Source organism: Halalkalibacter wakoensis JCM 9140, assembly GCF_000513095.1.
Classification (GTDB): Bacteria; Bacillota; Bacilli; order Bacillales; family Bacillaceae_D; genus Halalkalibacter; species Halalkalibacter wakoensis.
Map to the genome: position 1 here is coordinate 27,972 of NZ_BAUT01000031.1, position 15,715 is coordinate 43,686.

The 15,715-nt window shown below is 36.9% G+C and carries 12 protein-coding genes, 1 tRNA gene, 4 pseudogenes and 1 riboswitch; of the genes and pseudogenes, 11 read left to right on the top strand and 6 right to left on the bottom strand.

Features of this window, described 5'->3' with window-relative positions:
* Nucleotides 1-53 precede the first annotated feature (53 nt).
* The 4 genes and pseudogenes from JCM9140_RS12660 to JCM9140_RS12675 all read left to right on the top strand — a co-directional run bounded on the left by JCM9140_RS12660 (nt 54) and on the right by JCM9140_RS12675 (nt 3,909).
* A complete protein-coding gene (locus JCM9140_RS12660; protein WP_034746978.1) occupies nt 54-608 on the top strand; it encodes a DUF4334 domain-containing protein in 555 nt (184 codons plus the stop codon).
* 12 nt (nt 609-620) lie between these two features.
* Nucleotides 621-921: pseudogene (locus JCM9140_RS25420) on the top strand (phasin family protein).
* Nucleotides 922-963: 42 nt separating this feature from the next.
* Nucleotides 964-2,640: an ABC1 kinase family protein gene (locus tag JCM9140_RS12670; protein WP_034746981.1), complete on the top strand. Its 1,677-nt coding sequence runs from the start codon at nt 964-966 to the stop codon at nt 2,638-2,640.
* 177 nt (nt 2,641-2,817) lie between these two features.
* The gene (locus JCM9140_RS12675) at nt 2,818-3,909 is read left to right on the top strand and encodes an AI-2E family transporter (protein ID WP_034746983.1); all 1,092 of its coding nucleotides are present in this window, start codon (nt 2,818-2,820) and stop codon (nt 3,907-3,909) included.
* A gap of 36 nt (nt 3,910-3,945) precedes the next feature.
* Here the strand turns inward: JCM9140_RS12675 and JCM9140_RS12680 are convergent, their stop codons facing one another.
* Nucleotides 3,946-4,611, bottom strand: a complete 666-nt coding sequence (locus JCM9140_RS12680; RefSeq protein WP_034746986.1) for an NAD-dependent epimerase/dehydratase family protein — start codon at nt 4,609-4,611, stop codon at nt 3,946-3,948.
* Between the two features lie 230 nt (nt 4,612-4,841).
* Between JCM9140_RS12680 and JCM9140_RS24910 the strand changes: the two genes are divergently transcribed.
* Nucleotides 4,842-4,964, top strand: coding sequence for a hypothetical protein (locus JCM9140_RS24910; protein WP_268870567.1), 123 nt, complete (start codon nt 4,842-4,844; stop codon nt 4,962-4,964).
* Nucleotides 4,965-4,995: 31 nt separating this feature from the next.
* A complete protein-coding gene (locus JCM9140_RS23780) occupies nt 4,996-5,154 on the top strand; it encodes a hypothetical protein (protein ID WP_156314869.1) in 159 nt (52 codons plus the stop codon).
* 59 nt (nt 5,155-5,213) lie between these two features.
* Here JCM9140_RS23780 and ltaS read toward each other — a convergent pair whose 3' ends face one another.
* The 4 genes and pseudogenes from ltaS to JCM9140_RS12700 all read right to left on the bottom strand — a co-directional run bounded on the left by ltaS (nt 5,214) and on the right by JCM9140_RS12700 (nt 11,477).
* Nucleotides 5,214-7,157, bottom strand: a complete 1,944-nt coding sequence (gene ltaS, locus JCM9140_RS12685) for a lipoteichoic acid synthase (RefSeq protein ID WP_439644295.1) — start codon at nt 7,155-7,157, stop codon at nt 5,214-5,216.
* 352 nt (nt 7,158-7,509) lie between these two features.
* The gene (guaC, locus tag JCM9140_RS12690) at nt 7,510-8,490 is read right to left on the bottom strand and encodes a GMP reductase (RefSeq protein ID WP_034746989.1); all 981 of its coding nucleotides are present in this window, start codon (nt 8,488-8,490) and stop codon (nt 7,510-7,512) included.
* Between the two features lie 180 nt (nt 8,491-8,670).
* Nucleotides 8,671-8,770: riboswitch (purine riboswitch) on the top strand.
* Nucleotides 8,771-9,114: 344 nt separating this feature from the next.
* Nucleotides 9,115-10,243: pseudogene (gene nspC / locus JCM9140_RS12695) on the bottom strand (carboxynorspermidine decarboxylase).
* Nucleotide 10,244: 1 nt separating this feature from the next.
* Entirely contained in the window at nt 10,245-11,477 is a 1,233-nt protein-coding gene (locus tag JCM9140_RS12700; protein WP_034746992.1) for a saccharopine dehydrogenase family protein, read from the bottom strand.
* 822 nt (nt 11,478-12,299) lie between these two features.
* Here JCM9140_RS12700 and JCM9140_RS25425 point away from each other — a divergent pair.
* The 4 genes and pseudogenes from JCM9140_RS25425 (at nt 12,300) to JCM9140_RS23785 (ending at nt 15,111) form a co-directional block, all read left to right on the top strand.
* Nucleotides 12,300-13,187, top strand: a pseudogene (locus tag JCM9140_RS25425) (pirin family protein).
* A gap of 18 nt (nt 13,188-13,205) precedes the next feature.
* Nucleotides 13,206-13,451, top strand: coding sequence for a YuzB family protein (locus tag JCM9140_RS12710; RefSeq protein ID WP_034746995.1), 246 nt, complete (start codon nt 13,206-13,208; stop codon nt 13,449-13,451).
* Between the two features lie 139 nt (nt 13,452-13,590).
* Nucleotides 13,591-14,552: pseudogene (gene trhO / locus JCM9140_RS12715) on the top strand (oxygen-dependent tRNA uridine(34) hydroxylase TrhO).
* 388 nt (nt 14,553-14,940) lie between these two features.
* Nucleotides 14,941-15,111 carry a hypothetical protein gene (locus JCM9140_RS23785; RefSeq protein WP_156314870.1) on the top strand — a complete coding sequence of 57 codons (171 nt, stop codon included), beginning with the start codon at nt 14,941-14,943 and terminating at the stop codon, nt 15,109-15,111.
* Nucleotides 15,112-15,178: 67 nt separating this feature from the next.
* Here the strand turns inward: JCM9140_RS23785 and JCM9140_RS12720 are convergent.
* Nucleotides 15,179-15,253 (bottom strand) — tRNA-Gln (locus JCM9140_RS12720).
* A gap of 154 nt (nt 15,254-15,407) precedes the next feature.
* Here JCM9140_RS12720 and JCM9140_RS23790 point away from each other — a divergent pair.
* On the top strand, nt 15,408-15,560 hold the full coding sequence (locus tag JCM9140_RS23790) for a hypothetical protein (protein ID WP_166485463.1): 153 nt from the start codon (nt 15,408-15,410) through the stop codon (nt 15,558-15,560).
* Nucleotides 15,561-15,715 lie beyond the last annotated feature (155 nt).

Sequence of the window (15,715 nt, forward strand, 5' to 3'; positions counted from 1 at the left end):
AGTTCTAAAGGAATAGTCATTTAGTAGAGAGAACGATTAAGAAGGAGGCGTTCATGAATCGAAGAGACAAGTTACAATCGTTATTAGCAAAAGAGAATGTCACACAAACAGAAGCTTTTGAGTTTTTTGATCAATTGGATCGTGCAGACCTACCATTTATGCTTGGGTTATGGAAAGGAAAAGAAATGAAAACCGGGCATCCGATGGACGGCCTACTTGATGCTATTAGTTGGTTCGGTAAGGAGTTTGTTGACAATGAAACAGTACATCCTCTTGTTTTTCAAAAACGCAATGGTACTTTGTATAACATAAACCCAGGGTTTGTTCCAATGACTTTTCCGTTTGAAAAGGTCTCCAAAGGACTCGTGAAAACCCTGTTTTCCATTGCTTCTCCTATTGCTAAAACAAGGAAAGGGAAAGCTAGAATGCGAATGCTTGAATATAGAGGAGTCGTAAGTGCAACAATGATTTATGACCAGCATGGCATCTATGATACATTTAGAAAAATTGATGACTATACCATACTGGGAGTAATGGATTTAAAAGGGCAATCAGATGCTGCTTACTTTTTTATTCTAGAGAGGCTTACAAAAAAACATCATGTTTAAGGAGGAAGAGAAATGAAGGAGACGATAAAAAAAGGTTTGGCTTTAGGTATAGGATTAGCTGTTACGACAAAGGAGCAAGCAGAAAAACTCGTAGAGGAGTTAGTAGAAAAAAGGAGAAATGAGCCAACAGGAGTCTAAGGAATTTTTAAACGATTTATGGAAAAAAGGCGAGGATACACAAAGAGAAATTGATGAGAAGATCAAGAAGAAAGCAAAAGAAATGATTGGTGAACTTAACTTAGCTACAAAAGAAGAAGTTAGGGAGTTAGAGAGAAGAATTCAAGTTCTTGAAAATAAACAGAACGATTCATGAGAAGGGTTTTCATGGTAGAGGAAGGGTAAGGGAGGATTTCTTATGTTTGAAAGAAGGATTCGGCATATTCAACGCTACAGAGAGATCGCCTCAGCTTTTTCACGGAATGGGTTTGGTTTTCTTGTAGAAGAATTAGGTCTACAAGATATTCTTTCTTTGCCCAAGCGCTTGCTTAAGAAAAATCATGAGGTACATGCAAAAACGACGGGTGAAAGGGTCCGGTTATTTTTAGAACAATTGGGTCCAACCTTTGTGAAGCTTGGACAAATTGCTAGCACACGCCCTGATGTCATTCCTGCAGACATGATTCAAGAAATAAGCAAGTTACAAGATCGAGTGTCCCCATTTCCAACAGACGAAGTGAAAACCATTATCGAGCAAGAACTTGGATTTGAAATCGATGAATTGTTTAGTGAGTTCCATGAGGAGCCGCTTGGAGCAGCTTCTATTGGCCAAGTGCATTATGCTGTTTTAAAAACAGGGGAGCAGGTTGCGGTTAAGGTACAGAGGCCGGGTGTGGAGAAAATGATTCATACTGATCTAGAAATTCTTGAAGAATTAGCGGCTTTGGCGGAGCATCGTTTGCGCTGGGCAGAAAAATATCAAGTGAAAGCAATTGTGGAGGAATTTTCTAAAGCGATTTTAGCTGAATTGGATTATACAATCGAAGCGAAAAATGCTGCTAAGATCGCTAGGCAGTTTGAAAACAATCAGAAAATTCGTATCCCCTCAGTGTACAAGGAATTTTCTACAAAAAAGGTATTAACAACGGAATACTTTGAAGGAACAAAAATAAGTGAGCATGAGGAGCTTCGAAACAAAGGCTACCACTTGGGACGAGTAGCGAATCAGATTACTCATGCCATTTTTCACCAAGTTCTTATAGAGGGCTTTTTCCATGGAGATCCGCATCCTGGAAATATATTAGTGTTAGAAGAAGAGGTTATTGTCTTTATTGATTTTGGTATGGTTGGACGACTGACTTACGATATGAAGATTCAATTAGCAAATTTAGTTATTGCCATGATGAGGCAAAGCTCTGATGGGGTCATTAAAGCCATTAATCAAATGGGACTCGTACCTGAAGATGTGAATATGAGACTGTTACGTCTAGACATTGAGGAATTAAAAGAGAAGTATTATGATGTTCCGTTAAGTGAAGTCCATCTTGGTGAAGCTGTTAATGATTTAATGGAGATTGCTCATGAGCACCGGATTCGCATACCAGCTGATCTGTCATTACTAGGGAAAACGTTTCTTACTCTTGAAGGAATGGTCGAGAAACTAGATCCTGACTTTAGTATTATGAAAGCTGCAGAACCATTCGGTAGGCAGTTAATCAAGGAGAGACTACATCCGAAACGAATGGCTGAAAGAATGATTACCCATGTTGGTGAATACGGCGAGATTATACTAGAATTCCCAAAGCAAATGAAAGAAATTACAGCGCTTTTAAAAAAGGAAAAAATCCCTTTGGAAATCTCCATCCCAAAAGTTGAATTATTTCTAACAAAGTTGGACAGAATTAGCAACCGCTTGTCCTTTAGCATTGTTTTGCTCTCTTTTAGTATTATTATGGTTGGGCTGATCATTGGATCTTCCTTAAGAGGGCAAACGTCAGTGCTTTGGAATATCCCAGCTGTTGAAATAGGTTTCGGCGTAGCTTTGTTAATGTTTCTTTGGTTATTGTATTCGATTTTTAAATCAGGAAGATTTTAACTCTACATAATGTCAGATGAAAAAGGTCTTGGTAATTGTTTACCGAAGGCCTTTTTAAGATTATTTAACAAATAAGAGTAGATAGGAAGGGGAAATAGAGGAGGGGGTTGAAGTTATTAAAGAAGTAAAATGGATAAATAATACATAGTAAAAGGTATGGGACTAAGGGGTGAGTGAGTGTTTATAAAATTTATAAAAATAGGAACGGTTATGATTGTTTTATTAACCATTATATTTTTAGCCTCTTTGATTAATTGGATTTTCATTCCTTTAATCGTGTTTTTTCAAACATTGTTTTTTCCAATCATCCTTGCAGTTGTTCTCTTTTATTTAACTCGTCCGTGTGTCAGATGGTTAAGTAAAAGAATGCCAAAAACACTTTCGATTCTCGTGTTGTATTTAGGTATTGTCACTTTGTTTGTAGTGCTTTTAACATTAATTGTTCCAGAGCTTCAGAGGCAGTTTCAAAGTTTAATCAATAGCATGCCGTTGATTGTTGCTGAAATCCAACTTATGCTCATTCAGCTTCAACAGCATGAGTTAGTCGAACGTTTTGATTTAGCAGAACTTTTTCAGTTTGAAGAGCAAGTAGAGCAAGTCGGATTAATTATTAATAATGTCCTAAGAGAAATTGTGCCAAACACGATTGGGTTTGTTGGTGCTGTCTTTAATGTGATTATTGCCTTATTTGTCATTCCGTTTATTCTTTTTTATCTATTAAAAGAAGGAGAAGAAAAATTCCCGAGGAGCATCTTGAGGTTTATTCCAAAAGATAGACAAGAAGAAGCTCGTCACATCATTCGTGATTTGGATACAACGTTAAGCAATTATATCCAAGGGGTCTTAATTGTTTGTTTGTTTATTGGGATCCTTTGTTACACGGCGTTTTCTATAATTGGGTTAGATTATGCGTTAATCTTAGCGTTGTTTGCGATGGTGACAAACGTCATACCATATTTAGGCCCTTGGATTGGAGCGGTTCCAGCTGTTATCGTGGGAATCATTCATTCGCCTTTTATGATGTTGCTTGTCATTGTGATTGTTATCATTATTCAGCAAATTGAAAGCATCTTTGTTCAACCTCAAGTGATGGGGAGAAAGTTATCAATGCATCCGGTTACCGTCTTATTTTTAGTACTTGTAGCAGGGCGTTTCGCGGGTATTCTTGGGATGATTCTAGCGATACCACTTTATGCGCTTGGGAAAGTATTTGTCACACATAGCTATCGACTTTGGAAGGTAAGACAAGGAGAGGAAAGTATTAGATAAAGGTGCTAATTGTTTAATTAGCACCTTGTTTGTTTATTAATTTGTTCCAAGCTGTTCAATTTGATCCGATTCATAGATAGACACACCATTGTGGGCGAGTTGAGCCGATTTAAACATGGCGTTAGCTACCGTATGTCCTTGAATGGCTTTAGCTCTTTTTAATGGCCCGATAAAGAGAAAGGAAAAAGCGGAGTAGAGAAGCTCAGCTGTTTTTTCACCTAAGCGAAATTCTTCACGTTTCCCTAGAAGAAGCGATGGCCGGAATATGGAAACCGAATGAAAGTCTAGTTTCTTCACTTCATCCTCTAGTTCTCCTTTTATCCTTGAATAAAAAATTCTAGAACTTGAATTGGCTGTTGGTGCACTAACAAATAAAAATTGTTTTGCTCCGATGTTTTGCGTTAACTTGGCAATCATTAATGGGTACATAACATCAATTTTTCTCATCACTTCTTGGGATTTAGCTTTTTTAATTGTCGTTCCTAAACAGCTGAAAACATCATCAATTTGGTAGTCAATCATATTCTCGTCTAATTGGTCGAAATCAATGACTTTTTCCACTAATTTTTCGTGATAAATTCCTTGTGGCTTGCGTACAAGCGTAATCACCTTTTTATATTCTGAGCGTTGGAGCAGAATGATTAGTAGCTCACGCCCAACTAAACCAGTTGCACCTACTATTAGCGCTGTTTTTGTTGTCATTTCTTAGCCTCCATCTTTGTATCAATACTTGAAACTGTTTTCGATACTTGTACTAGTTAGTAACAGTTTACAAGGTTATTTCCTATTAGGGAAATAACAAGCTTTTAGAGTATAAAATTCATTTCGCTATTTCCATAAACTACCAAACGCATCAAAATAAAAGAGGAAGGGAGATACTTGCGATCGATTATTTCATATTTGGTTTGTTTGTTGTAGTTGGCGGTTGTTTATTGATTGGTACGACAAAGAAAGAGAAGAAGCGGTTTGGTGGAATTGGGGGAATGCTCGCTATTATCTTCATCGTCGTTAGTCAAATAATTAAATTTCAGTGTGGGTCAATGGGTCGTCCCTAGTTTTCTTGTCTTAAGCTTGTAATTGCTTATCATGATTAATTATCGCTGGATTAAAGCAGCATTAAAGAAAAAATCATGGTTGAAATGGGGATTAATTGGTTTAGATATATTGTTTACTTTTCTCTTTTTAATCGGCGGAGCGTTTGCGCTTTTTATTGTTACGTTTATGTATTTTCCATTCGCACCATAATCATTTTAGCAAGCAGGCATAAAAAAAGAACGATTGAAATGTCAATCGTTCTTTTTTACTTATTGAAGAGAGGGATAATCTAAAAGCTCAACATCTACTTCTTCCTCAGTGTTTCCTCTAAGGTAGCTATACTGAGATCGGTCAACAGGGATGAAATTTTTAGGAGTGTAAAAACGAAGCAAGTCGCCATTTACAATCGTATCCGAGAGATCAAGTCTTTGTTCTACTTCTTCCTGAAGCTTTAACGCCTCCTCTAACTGATGTTCTTCTAGTAACATACCAGTCTGTGAATCATAAAATTTAGAATCGGCCATAGTAATCGTTGAACTCACAAAGTCACCATTTCGAAATGGGATGAGATCATCATGTTGATCTGATAATAAGTCTGTTCCAAAATGCACAAATTCTTTTGTATCAATTCCTAGTAAGTGCAAAAGAGTAGGGAGGAGGTCGATTTGTCCCGCGTATTCTTCTATTAGTCCTCCTTCGATTCCAGGCACACGAATAAATAATGGTGTTCGTTGCAAGCCTGCACTTTCAAAAGGGGTTACTTCTTTTCCAATCACATGTTTCATCGCTCGATTATGATTATTTGAGATTCCGTAATGATCACCATACATAATAATAATGGAATTATCATAGTAACCGGCCTCTTTTAAATAAGAAAAGAACTGTTCAAGTGCTTCATCAGCATAACGTGCTGTTTGAAAGTAATTATTAACCGTTTTGCTTCCAGTTGTATGAGGAGCAAGTGTTGCTTCTTCTTCATTAAGAGTAAACGGAAAATGATGGGTAACGGTAATGAAATTAAGGTAAAACGGCTGAGGAAGTGATTCAATGTAAGGAATCGATTGCTCAAAGAACGGTTTATCCATTAATCCATAATCAGCTAAGTCTTCAGGCGCCATATCATAATAACTAGCATCATAAAAATGATCGTAACCTAACGATTTATATATTTCGTTTCGGTTCCAGAAGCTACCTTTATTTCCGTGAAAAACAGCTGAAGTATAGCCTTGTTGCTGCCCTAAGATCGCTGGTGCAGCATGATACGTATTTAATCCTTTCGTTGTAAAAGCAGCACCTTGTGGCAAACCATAGAGAGAATTGGCAATCATGAATTCTGCATCAGCTGTTTTACCTTGTGCTGTTTGATGGAAGAAGTTATTAAAGTAAAGAGTGTGCTCTTCTTCCGTTAGAGAATTTAAAAACGGTGTTACTTCTTCACCGTGAAGCTCATAATGAATTAAGAAATTTTGGATTGATTCCAAGTGAACATAAATAACGTTCAACCCTTTTCCGACACCAAAGTAATCGGGATTTGGTTCTGCATAATTTGATCTTGTAAAACGAAGAGCCTCGGTAAGACTATCACTATCCGCAAAAACCCTTTGGGTAGACGCCCTTGTACTTTGAACCGCATCGTATATTTGATAATTATACATTCCTAGGTATTTTACAATATAATTGCGATCAAATCCTCTTGTTAATAATTGAGGACGGTCGGTCTCAGCGATAGCCAAATTCACTCCAGAAATGCTCAAGGCCACAAGGAATAAAGCTAAAACTCTTCTTGTAGTAAATTCCTTAATTTCAATTGATTTACATTTGAAAACAAACGCAAAAAGGAGGATGGCTACATCAGCAAACAGAAACACATCCCATGGTGTTAAGAGTGTTGTTATACTGCTTCTGACATCTCCTAAATTTTGAGTCTGTGCTAAGTTAGGTACAGTGATAAAATCATTAAAAAAACGATAATACAACACATTTGCATATAAAAGTGAAGACATTAGTGCATTAATAACAAGGAGTAGAACAAATTTTTTACGTCCTTTTACTAAAAAAGCAAAACCTAAAAACAATAAAGATGAACCAAGAGGGTTCAAAAACAACAAAAATTGTTGAATGGTATTTTCAATACCTAAATCAAAGTGTGTTAGCTGAACAAAATACGTTTTCAGCCAAAGAAGAAACAACAGCAGTGAAAAAAAACAAAACAAAATCATTGCTGATAATTGGATTCTTCGTAAATAAATTCTTCATTTTTACCTTCCTTCTACTATAGTACTGCTACGAAAAAAACTCGAATGTTTCAAGAATCTTAGATTCTTTATCAAAAAAGCAAAAAAAGAATAAGATGAGTTTACCACGAACTGTCAATAAATAGAACTGTTTTTTTGAAAAGACGCATGAGGAAAAGGAAAAGAAAGGAAGCAATGAGTTTCTAATGCGATCTTCATTTTTTGGGGGAGTGGTAGGATGAAGAAAAAGAAACGAGGAAGGCCGTGGACATCAGCTAGTAGATATAAAAATGATGAGTAAGAAGGACACCCTTACTCATCATTATAATTTTTAGTACTTGTCTCCATTAAAGATCGAATTTTTCACAATGGCATAATCTACGGTGCGAATGGAGTCTAATTTTCTTCCGCCAGAGTAGGAAATGGAAGATTGAAGGTCTTGTTCCATCTCGATTAATGTATCTTGTAAAGAGCCCTTGTGCTCAACATACATTTTCTTACCTTCAACATTTTTCTTTTCCCCTTTTTGGAATTCAGAAGCTGATCCAAAGTACTCTTTGAATAGCTTTCCGTCTTTTTCTATTGTTTTTCCTGGAGATTCCTCATGTCCAGCGAATAACGAACCGATCATCACCATCGATGCTCCGAAGCGAACTGATTTTGCGATATCGCCATGAGTTCGAATTCCTCCGTCAGCAATAATCGGCTTGCTTGCTGCTTTTGCACACCAGCGTAATGCTGCTAATTGCCAGCCGCCCGTTCCAAAGCCTGTCTTAATTTTTGTAATACAAACTTTACCTGGCCCAATTCCGACTTTCGTTGCATCAGCACCAGCATTTTCTAATTCACGTACACCCTCTGGAGTACCAACATTGCCTGCAATAACAAAACTGTTAGGTAAGTGCGTTTTAATGTGGCCAATCATTTTAATGACTGAATTAGAGTGACCGTGTGCAATATCAATTGTAATAAATTCTGGAATAAGGTTTTCTGATGCTAAGTGTTCAATGAAACCATACTCTTCTTCTTTAACTCCAACACTAATAGAGGCGATTAAACCACGAGATTGCATGTCTTTAATAAAAGACTCTCTTTTTTCTGGTTCAAAACGATGCATGATGTAAAAGTAGCCATTTTCAGCCAAAAACTCAGCTACACTTTCATCGATTATTGTTTGCATATTTGCAGGTACGACCGGTAATTTAAATGTATGCCCACCGAAAGTAACAGTTGTATCACACTCTGAACGACTGTCTACTACACATTTTGCTGGGATTAATTGAATATCTTCGTAATCAAACACATTTTCCATTATTTCCACTCCTAAAAACGAATATTTTTGATAGTTAAGTTAAGCAACATTCGACCCTTACGTAATTTACAACATTTTTTTTGATGTGTCAAAGGTTTTTTATAGAAAACACGAATTTAAGTTTTTTATAAAAATGCTCAAAGATGTTGCAAATTTTTGTTTCATCATGTATTATTTGTATGAATTTAAAAGATCATTCTTCGTATAACCTCAACGATATGGGTTGGGGGTCTCTACAAGGTTCCGTAAAAACCTAGCTACGAAGAGAGTGCACAAGTGTATTCTCTTCGTAGCTAGGTTTTTTGTATTTATATCTAAAAAATAAGACAGGAAGAGGGAGGACAAAGAGGTGTTTAAGTTTGGAAGTGATGAAATTGATTAGGAATTGCTGATAGAAGTTAGGTGTACGGATACATACTTTTTTAAAAAAAAAGGAAGTGAATTGTTTATGGGAAATTATTAGTTTACTAAACACTATGAGAATTTTATAAAAGAACTATTTAATGGATTTATTATTTTGCAAACGGTTTCAACGATTAGTTCCTTCATTAATATATGCAGCTGTTGTTTTGTTACTAAAAAAAGAAAAACCAGATCCTTATAGAATCTGGTTTAAAATACGAGTTACGCCAATCTTACTTTGAAATCCTCATAGCCGAACTCACGTACGACACGATATTCTCCGTCTTTATCCTTTACAGCAATCGCTGGCAATGGCATGCCGTTAAACGTTGTGTTTTTGACCATCGTGTAGATCGCCATATCACCGAAAACTAAACGGTCTCCATTTTCTAAAGGTTGATCGAAAGAGTATTCTCCAATCACGTCACCAGCAAGACATGTTTGTCCGCCGAGTCGATACGTAAATGGCTTTTCATTCTTTTCGCCTGATCCAAGAAGAGGAGGGCGGTAAGGCATTTCTAATACATCCGGCATATGACACGTTGCAGACGTATCAAGAATCGCAATCTCGATGTCATTTTCTAGCTTATCAAGAACGGTTGTTACAAGGTATCCGGCATTCAACGCGATCGCTTCTCCTGGCTCAAGGTACACTTCTAAACCGTATTTGTCTTGCATTCTTTTAATACATTGTTCAAGTAAGTCAATGTCATAGTCTTCACGCGTAATATGGTGTCCGCCGCCGAAGTTGATCCATTCCATTTCAGAAAGCCATGGACCAAATTTCTCTTCAATCGCATCTAATGTAGTTGCTAAGTCATCCGAGTTTTGCTCACAAAGTGTGTGGAAATGTAAACCAGACACACCCTCAAGTAATTCTGGGCGGAAGTTTTTGATGGTTACACCAAAGCGGGAACCAGGTGAGCATGGATCATAGATCGCATGCCCAACCTGTGTAGAGTGCTCAGGATTAATCCGTAAACCTACTTTCTTCCCAGCTTGAAGAACTTTGTCTTTAAATTTTTTCAACCTGTGAGAACGAGTTGAAAATAATATGATCGCAATATGAAATGATTTCATCAATCTCATCGTCGCGGTAAGCAGGGGCAAAGCAATGATTTTCTTTGCCCATTTCTTCGCGTCCAAGTCTTGCTTCGTAAAGTCCGCTTGACGCTGTTCCGCTTAAGTATTGACCAATCAGTGGATAAAATTCAGACATCGAAAAAGCCTTTTGAGCAAGGATGATTTTCGCATCTGTTCGTTCCATCACACCATTTAATGTCTTGAGATTTTTCTCAAGAAGGCTTTCATCTACTATATAACAAGGTGTCGGCAATTCTTCAAATTTCATGTTAGCGTACAGTCTCCGGTTCTTTGATTGGCTCGTTATCAACAAGCTCAGGGTTGAAGCTTTCTTTCCATGGTAAGCCCCATTTGTTTAATGCTTCCATAAATGGATCTGGATCAAATTCCTCGATGTTGTAAACACCTGGTTTGTTCCACTTACCAGTCATCAGCATCATTGCACCGATCATAGCAGGAACACCTGTTGTATAAGAAACGGCTTGTGAGCCTACTTCTCTAAAACATTCTTCATGGTCACATACGTTATACACATAGTATGTTTTTTCTTTGCCATCTTTTTTACCTTTAAAGATACAACCAATGTTTGTTTTTCCTTTTGTACGCGGTCCAAGAGAAGCTGGATCAGGAAGTAAAGCTTTTAGGAATTGAAGTGGAACAATTTCTTTTCCTTCATATTCAATTGGCTCAATAGATGTTAGACCAACATTCTCTAGACATTTTAAGTGAGTGAGGTAGCTCTCACCAAATGTCATGAAGAAACGGATGCGCTTAAGGCCAGGAATATTAACAGCTAGAGATTCGAGTTCTTCATGGTACAACAAGTACATATCTTTTTCACCGATTTCAGGGAAGTCATAAACGCGCTTAATCTCCATCGGTTTTGTTTCTACCCATTCACCATTTTCCCAGTAGCGTCCGTTTGCTGACACTTCACGAATGTTAATTTCAGGGTTGAAGTTTGTTGCAAAAGGGTAGCCATGATCTCCGGCGTTGCAGTCAAGAATATCAATGTACTCAATTTCATCAAAGTGATGCTTAAGAGCATGAGCTGAAAAGACACCTGTTACGCCAGGGTCGAAGCCGCTACCTAAAAGAGCTGTAATACCAGCTTTTTCAAAGCGTTCACGATAATCCCATTGCCATTTGTATTCAAATTTTGCCGTATCTTCCGGCTCGTAGTTTGCTGTATCTAAGTAATTTACTTTTGTCGCAAGGCATGCGTCCATGATCGTTAAGTCTTGATATGGTAAGGCTAAGTTCATGACGACATCTGGTTTTACTTCTTCAATTAAGGCAATTAATTCATCTACATTATTCGCATCGACTTGTGCAGTCGTAATTTTCGTTTTGCCACCGTCAAGTTTCGCTTTTAAGTCATCGCATTTTGATTTTGTACGACTAGCGATACAAATTTCCTCAAATACTTCGCTGTTTTGAACGCATTTGTGGATCGCTACAGAAGCAACTCCACCACAACCAATAATAAGTGCTTTTCCCATTTTCCTATCTCCTTACTAAATAAAATTTTGCAGAATGAGAAGTCCTTAAAACCTACTTGATAGTAGCTTGCCTACTTACAGTGTCTTTACCCAAAAGAATATGGTTCAAACCTCTCAAAAAACGTTTTAAAACACAAAAAAGCAGGTGCTAAACGCATCATTGCGCACAACACTTGCTAAGATATTGTTTATATTAAAAAAGCATAGTAAATATATGACAAAGGTCATCATTGTGTTACTACTACCATAAAATTCAAAGAAAATTGTGATAGAAAGCTTTTAATATTTAAATATCTTTATTAGGGATCAGAGTCTATATAGCAAATAAATACTTTTTAGTACTCTTATTGACCGTTTCACAAGTTGATGTGCAAATGCACTGGTTGTAAAGTAACCAACTTATAAAATTTGAGCTTTTAACTCAATCAATAAGGCAACTTAGTTGCCAGTCGGCATTTGACCTAGCTGTCCGTATGGCTTTAACTTACTTGTTCGTAAGTGGTCAAAATTATCTGCTTGGAAAGACCTGATGTAATAAGATTCACTCTCCAAATTTAATGCTTCTCTACTGTAACAACATCTATTCGAAATTTCAATAGGTATAATAAAAAAATTTAAGAATAATTCTGATGAGTACTTTCAAGAGGTTTAATAGTCATAAGCATAAAAGTTGCTTATTTGCTAGCTATTTTCTAAGATTAAACTAGTTAGTAAACATTTTTGTTTAAAAAGTAATGAAGTCCTGAGTATTTCCTTTGTTTTGAGGGACGCTAGAAGGTAAGGAATAACCATTTATATGATTTATGAAGAGGAGAGAGGTATATGGAGAAAGAAGTAGGTGCGGCGTATAAGAGGAGCATTAAAGATCATTTGGTATGTAAAGTACGAGCAAGCGTCGTTTCCCTTTATACAAAAAGGTGGATTCTTCCTGTAGAGCGTTGGGCGGACTTTGACCCATTTATTTTAATGGCTGAAGACTGGTTTAAAAGAGGGGCTTTCTCGGATCATCCTCATCGCGGGGTTTCAAACAATCACGTATGTCGTAGATGGAAGGCTAGAACACATTGATAACGGAGGCGGACGTGATATTTTAGAGCCGGGTGACGTGCAATATATGAACGCTGGTTGGGCAGCAAGACATGGAGAAGAAGGGGTTGAAGAAGACATTGCCCATACACTTCAATTATGGCTAAACTTACCGAAAAACCTTAAAAAGACTGGAGCATCTTACAGAATATCTATTCAGAAGATGCTCCAGTTTTGAATTTGGATGGTGGACATGTAAAAGTGTTTTCTAGTCATTTTGGTGATGTAAAAGGGCCTCTTGATTCGGTCGTACCCATTCCATTACGTTAGCTGAGATTAGTCTTGAAAAAGGAGCGAGTTACATCCACAATCTGCCGGAAACACATAATGCGTTTTTGTACGTGTTATCAGGTGATCTTGAGTTTGGAAATGAAGAAGAGTCTGTACGGCTAACGAAACATGGCGTTGCTACTTTAACGTATAACGAGAACGGAGATGCAACGAAAAACAGTGAACTGAAAATAAAGTCGCAAAGCAGACGTTCAAAAGTACTCATTTATTCGGGGACGCCCATTAAAGAACAGATTGTCCCTTATGGACCTTTTGTGATGAATACAATGGGATGAAATAAGACAAGCGTACAAAGATTATCATGATGGTAAATTTGGACCTCCTGCCATCTAAAAGAAAGGACTAGAAGAGATGGGGATTGTTGTTGTGGAAATTTGTGATGGAAATATCATTACTGATATAGATATTGAAAAAATAATAGAAGAAGAATTTCCTGAAGTAGCTGTTATTGAAAGTAGTTGCCTTTCTTTTTGCGGAATGTGTGCGAAAAGGCCGTATGCGATTGTAAATGGTAAGCGTATCTTTGCTAAAACAGTGGACGAATGCTTGATTAAAATCAGAAAGCAAATTCAATCGGAACTAGCTATTTTTTCTTAATCCCTATTGACAATCCTAGTTCTTCATATTTTTTCATTTGCAAAATCCTTTATTTTATGATCTAATTTAACTATCTTTTTATACCTTTTTGTATAAAAAGTATCACGCTTAATTAGCCATAATAGATAGGGTGTATAAAATGAACCATTCATATAGAGTATTACTATATTACATGTATGTCCCAATTACAGATCCAGAAAGATTTGCTGCTGACCATTTAACCTTTTGTCAGTCATTAGGCTTGAAAGGTCGAATCCTTGTAGCAGCAGAAGGGATTAATGGAACGGTATCGGGAACTGTTGAACAAACTGACGAGTACATGAAGCAATGAAGGCCGATTCGCGTTTTTCTGAGATGGTCTTTAAAGTGGATGAAGCTGATCAACATGCATTTAAAAAGATGCATGTAAGATACAGGGAGGAACTTGTTACACTTCGATTAGAAAAAGACATTGACCCATTGAAAACGACTGGAAATTACCTTAGTCCAGCTGAATTCTATCAAGCTATGCAAGACCCTCAAACGATTGTCATCGACGCAAGAAATGATTACGAATATAATTTAGGTCATTTCCGTGGCGCAATTAAACCGGAAATAACCAATTTTCGTGAGCTTCCTGATTGGATTAAGGAGAATCGGGACCAGTTTGAAGGGAAAAAGATCCTAACTTATTGTACAGGTGGAATTAGGTGTGAGAAATTTTCCGGTTGGTTAGTCAATGAAGGCTTTGATAACGTCTCCCAGTTGCATGGAGGGATCGTCACTTACGGAAAGGATCCTGATGTACAAGGAAAGCTATGGGATGGGCAGTGCTATGTTTTTGATGAACGGATTAGTGTCCCTGTCAATCAAACAGAACACGTTATAGTTGGAAAAGATCACTTTACTGGAGAACCGTGTGAACGTTATGTAAATTGTGGAAACCCAGAATGCAACAAAAAAATTCTCTGTTCGGAAGAAAATGAGCATACGTTTTTACGTGGTTGTACACACGAGTGCCGAGTACATGAAAGAAACCGCTATGTGGTAGAACATGGTTTAAGCGCTAAAGACGTGCAAGAAAGATTGGAACAAGTAAAAAAAGTACAGATACCTTCCTAATAAACCGAAAATACCAAACAAAGGATGAATATCCTAGTTTGGTGTTTTTTTATTTGTCGTTATTATTTCAATGGCAAGGAGGGTACGTGTATTTCGGTAAATTTTCTTTATTTGTCACAGTAGGAGCAATGACCCATTCTTTGTAGTTTTTAATAGATTCTAGATTGATTTTTCAGCTTCCGTCATAAAAATTTGGTTTGTCAGTTACTTTAGTCATAGTGTACCCCCCTCTAATCACTTGAATACTCCTGTATTCACTATTATTATAGTAAAAAATACCTAGGAATTGAAAGCGTTTTATTTTATAAATTAATTATTTTTGTAGGATTGGAATTTGATTCGCTTTCTTAGGGGATAACTATTTATATCAAAAAAAAGGGGTGGAAAGATGAACAAAGATGACGTTAAAACACAAAAAACGGTTTTTAAAGACAATCAACATTTAGTTCCAGAAGGTACTTTGCCTGGTGGAAGAGAGGATTTAAGTGACAAAATAGGCAGTGTGAACTCCGAGGAATTGCGATATGAGCATGCAGACGATATATATGATGAATATTGAAAAGCGAATAGGCGCACTCTTTAAGAAGAGAGTGTTTAAAAAATGAGGGTAAAAAAAAGAGGTTAAATGGCTGGGCTAGCAGGATTCGAACCTACGCATGACGGAGTCAAAGTCCGTTGCCTTACCACTTGGCTATAGCCCAGCGAAGCGACATTTATATATTGTGCAATTTTAATCGTTATATACGTTTTTTAGTGAGAAATTTAAAACATTTAATTTGTTCGTGACATTACAGATGCATAAGGAACTTAATTAAGAAAAAAATAACGAGGAACCAATTAAAGGAGGGGAACATAATGGCAACTGGGAAAAGTTTTAACCATAAACGAAAAGGTCATCCAGGAGCATTTCCAAAAGGAAGTGAAGAAAGGCAACCGAAACATAATATAGAGGAAGAAGGATATTTGGTTGAAAAAGAAGCTTTTAAAAATCGTGTTACCGAAGAGTAAAGGCCAAGAGGTGCTTGTCAATGAGACAAGCACCTCTTTATGAATTCTTACTCTCTTTTATTTAATCCTTCAGAGACAGTTACAATTGTATAACCTTCCTATCTTAATGAATTAATAATCTTACGAAATGAATCATTAAAAAAAGGAACCTGCTT

Coding starts and splice junctions, on each gene's coding strand:
- JCM9140_RS12660 (WP_034746978.1), top strand. CDS start 54: ATGAATCGAAGAGACAAGTTACAATCGTTATTAGCAAAAGAGAATGTC.
- JCM9140_RS12670 (WP_034746981.1), top strand. CDS start 964: ATGTTTGAAAGAAGGATTCGGCATATTCAACGCTACAGAGAGATCGCC.
- JCM9140_RS12680 (WP_034746986.1), bottom strand. CDS start 4,611: ATGACAACAAAAACAGCGCTAATAGTAGGTGCAACTGGTTTAGTTGGG.
- JCM9140_RS23780 (WP_156314869.1), top strand. CDS start 4,996: ATGATTAATTATCGCTGGATTAAAGCAGCATTAAAGAAAAAATCATGG.
- guaC (WP_034746989.1), bottom strand. CDS start 8,490: ATGGAAAATGTGTTTGATTACGAAGATATTCAATTAATCCCAGCAAAA.
- JCM9140_RS12700 (WP_034746992.1), bottom strand. CDS start 11,477: ATGGGAAAAGCACTTATTATTGGTTGTGGTGGAGTTGCTTCTGTAGCG.
- JCM9140_RS12710 (WP_034746995.1), top strand. CDS start 13,206: ATGGGGATTGTTGTTGTGGAAATTTGTGATGGAAATATCATTACTGAT.
- JCM9140_RS23785 (WP_156314870.1), top strand. CDS start 14,941: ATGAACAAAGATGACGTTAAAACACAAAAAACGGTTTTTAAAGACAAT.
- JCM9140_RS23790 (WP_166485463.1), top strand. CDS start 15,408: ATGGCAACTGGGAAAAGTTTTAACCATAAACGAAAAGGTCATCCAGGA.